The sequence below is a fragment of the Roseateles sp. P5_B10 genome (genome assembly GCF_056400485.1).
Map to the genome: position 1 here is coordinate 1 of NZ_JBFULE010000887.1, position 2,061 is coordinate 2,061.

The window sequence follows — 2,061 nt, forward strand, 5'->3', positions numbered from 1 at the left end:
CGGTGCTTCTGCATGCACCGGCTGCGGTGCTGGCTCAGGTCGGCACCTTTCCCGGCATGGAGCCCGGTCGCGTTGGCGGCGTGACGGCCGAGGGGCAGAGCCCAGACAAGGCGGCTGCGGCGGCGAAGAACAAGCAGATGGCTCAGGAGCTGATCGACCAGCAGCGTGACGAAGCCGCACGCCGCTTGATGGTCGAACAGCGAGCAAAGCTGCGTGAGCGCTTGGAGCGCGATGCGGGACTGCTGCGCCAGCCGGTGGACTTGCTGGCGGGCATGTTCCAGCTGCCTGCCGACCTGAAGCTTTCTCCGGAGCACCGAAGCGTGGCCGAGGGTGTGCTGCGTCAACAACGTGAGCGCGCACAGGCCGGCTGGGCGGCATGGCTGACCGATGAAACCGCGCAGGGCAAGGGCGAGCTGCGGGCGGAAGTGGCTGCGCAGCGATTGAGCAATCGCGTGCTCAACGAAGTGGCGCTGTGGCAAGCCGATGCAACGCCGCACCCCAGCGACACGATCTGGATCGATGCGCTCAAGACACCCGCCATTTGCCAGCGGCTCGACCAGCCGCGGCCCGTGGCGCAGGTGGCGCAGCTGATCGAGGCGCTGCCCGCAGAGCAGCGCGACGCCGCCTGGCAGGGCGAGGCGGCGCGCCTGGCTCGATGGGGTCAGGTCCCGCGGCAGGTGCCGCCCTCGCCGGACCGCGCGTTTGAGGATGAGCTGGTCGCTGCGCTGCCCAAGCCGCCGGGCAACGCTTCCAGCCTCGCCCCCGAGGTGCGCAACGCGCTGCAGGCGCCGGGCTGGACCTATGCCGCGCAATCACCCGCTTCACGTTGCGAGCTGCTGCGCTGGTGGAGCCAGGAGCAGGTACGCACCCAGCGGATGACGGCGCCGCGTGCGCTGCATGCCTGGCGCACCGCCATGGCCGTGCGTTCGTCGGGCTATCTGCTGCCCGATGTGCCGCGCAGCGGCCCGGGCGCGACCGACGCGAACGGCTTTCCGCTGTTCGCGCGCCGCGCCGAGCTTGCGGGCACGGTCGTCGTGGAACAGGATCTCGATGCTGCCGGCAAGATCGTGCGCAGCTTCGTGCAGCGCCGCGAAATCATGGCGGCCGGCGTGCGCGGTGTGCCTGCCCTGGCTCTGGAGCGCGAGCTGGACGCCGTGAGCCTGGCTCGCGCCGCCACCACCCCCGCTGCTGCCCCCGACCCGGCGCAACTGCGCGACGGAACGGCCACGCGCCGTATCGGCATCGAGTGGGTGCTGCCCCAGGGGCTCTAGGCAGAGCCCGCGCGCCAAGCCTTCACTCCTCCAGCGCGACCACCATCACGGCCTTGGCAGGTACCTTGATSGACAGCTTGCCGTCCGCGRCACGCGCGCTGAACGCCGCCGGCTTGAYGACCTGCGGATCCTGGAAGGTGTTGTGCGCGTCCATCGCGGCCGAGGTCAGCACCTTGCCKGCCGCACCGTTGACCTTCGTGCCSGCRACGTYGACGGCGACATCGACCGCCTTGGACGGATCGGTGTTGACCAGCGCCAGGTACACCTTGCCGTCCTTGGCGCGTGCCGCCGAAGCGCTCACGCCCGGAATGGTCACAGCGCCCAGGGTGTAGCTGGTGTTGTCCTTGATGGCCAGCGGCAGCGACTTGGCATCCTGGAACGGCGCATACATCTGAAAGGCGTAGTAGGTCGGGGTCAGGACCATCTTCTCCTTGTCCGTCAGGATCATCGCCTGCAGGACGTTGACCATCTGGGCGATGGTCGTCATCGGAACCCGCTCCGCGTGCTCATGGAAGATGTGGAAGTTCAGCGCCGCCACGAGCGCGTCGCGCAGGGAGTTCTGCTGGAACAGCCCGCCTCTGGGGTTCACTTCGTCATACCAGGTGCCCCACTCGTCGATCATCAATCCGATCTTCTTCTCGGGGTCGTGTTTGTCCAGCACGGCCACGTGGTCCTTGATCAGCTGATCCATCTTCAAGGTATTGGCCAGGGTCGAGATCCACTCGCCTTCCTTGAAGCCGAGGTCCTTGCCCTTGACGTCCCAGTTGCCGGTCGGGACGGTGTACTGGTG

2 protein-coding genes are annotated in these 2,061 nt (G+C 68.0%); one reads left to right on the forward strand and one right to left on the reverse strand.

All coding sequences use genetic code 11. From position 1 onward, the window contains the following. The coding region (locus AC1DU6_RS28875; RefSeq protein WP_477861356.1) for a hypothetical protein at positions 1-1,271 on the forward strand (1,271 nt) is incomplete at its 5' end. 22 nt (positions 1,272-1,293) lie between these two features. Here the strand turns inward: AC1DU6_RS28875 and AC1DU6_RS28880 are convergent. Next, positions 1,294-2,061 (reverse strand): alpha-L-arabinofuranosidase C-terminal domain-containing protein (locus tag AC1DU6_RS28880; RefSeq protein WP_477861357.1); only part of this gene is annotated, 768 nt, incomplete at its 5' end.